Below are 1,120 nucleotides of genomic sequence, written 5' to 3'. Positions count from 1 at the left end.
CTACCAACGCCGCGCTAGCCTAGCCTTCTCCGTCTCTCCATCGCAGTTAGCGGAAGTACAGAAATATTAATCTGTTTCCCATCGATTACGCCTTTCGGCCTCACCTTAGGGGTCGACTCACCCTGCCCCGATTAACGTTGGACAGGAACCCTTGGTCTTTCGGCGAGGGGGTTTTTCACCCCCTTTATCGTTACTCATGTCAGCATTCGCACTTCTGATACCTCCAGCGTGGGTTACCCCTTCACCTTCAACGGCTTACAGAACGCTCCTCTACCGCGCACAGTAAACTGTGCACCCGTAGCTTCGGTGACTAGCTTAGCCCCGTTACATCTTCCGCGCAGGCCGACTCGACTAGTGAGCTATTACGCTTTCTTTAAATGATGGCTGCTTCTAAGCCAACATCCTAGCTGTCTAAGCCTTCCCACATCGTTTCCCACTTAGCTAGTACTTTGGGACCTTAGCTGACGGTCTGGGTTGTTTCCCTTTTGACGACGGACGTTAGCACCCGCCGTCTGTCTCCCGAGTAGTACTCATTGGTATTCGGAGTTTGCAAAGGGTTGGTAAGTCGGGATGACCCCCTAGCCTTAACAGTGCTCTACCCCCAATGGTATTCGCTCGAGGCGCTACCTAAATAGCTTTCGAGGAGAACCAGATATCTCCCGGTTTGATTGGCCTTTCACCCCCAGCCACAAGTCATCCGCTAATTTTTCAACATTAGTCGGTTCGGTCCTCCAGTTGATGTTACTCAACCTTCAACCTGCCCATGGCTAGATCACCGGGTTTCGGGTCTACACCTTGCAACTAAACGCGCAGTTAACACTCGGTTTCCCTACGGCTCCGCTATTCGCTTAACCTCGCTACAAAATGTAAGTCGCTGACCCATTATACAAAAGGTACGCAGTCACGGTCTCAAGAACCGCTCCCACTGCTTGTACGTATACGGTTTCAGGTTCTATTTCACTCCCCTCACAGGGGTTCTTTTCGCCTTTCCCTCACGGTACTGGTTCACTATCGGTCAGTCAGGAGTATTTAGCCTTGGAGGATGGTCCCCCCATATTCAAACAGGATGTCACGTGTCCCGCCTTACTCGTTTTCATCAATGGTTAGTTTTCATGTACGG

General features: G+C 51.2%; 1 rRNA gene. It reads right to left on the bottom strand.

Features of this window, described 5'->3' with window-relative positions:
* Positions 1–1,120, bottom strand: a 23S ribosomal RNA gene (locus tag Q4Q52_RS22150); the annotation flags it as partial.

It is taken from the genome of Shewanella sp. SP1S2-4, from assembly GCF_031932075.1.
Classification (GTDB): Bacteria; Pseudomonadota; Gammaproteobacteria; order Enterobacterales; family Shewanellaceae; genus Shewanella; species Shewanella baltica.
Note: the sequence above shows the minus strand (reverse complement) of the source record. Positions and strands in the feature narration are given on the sequence as shown.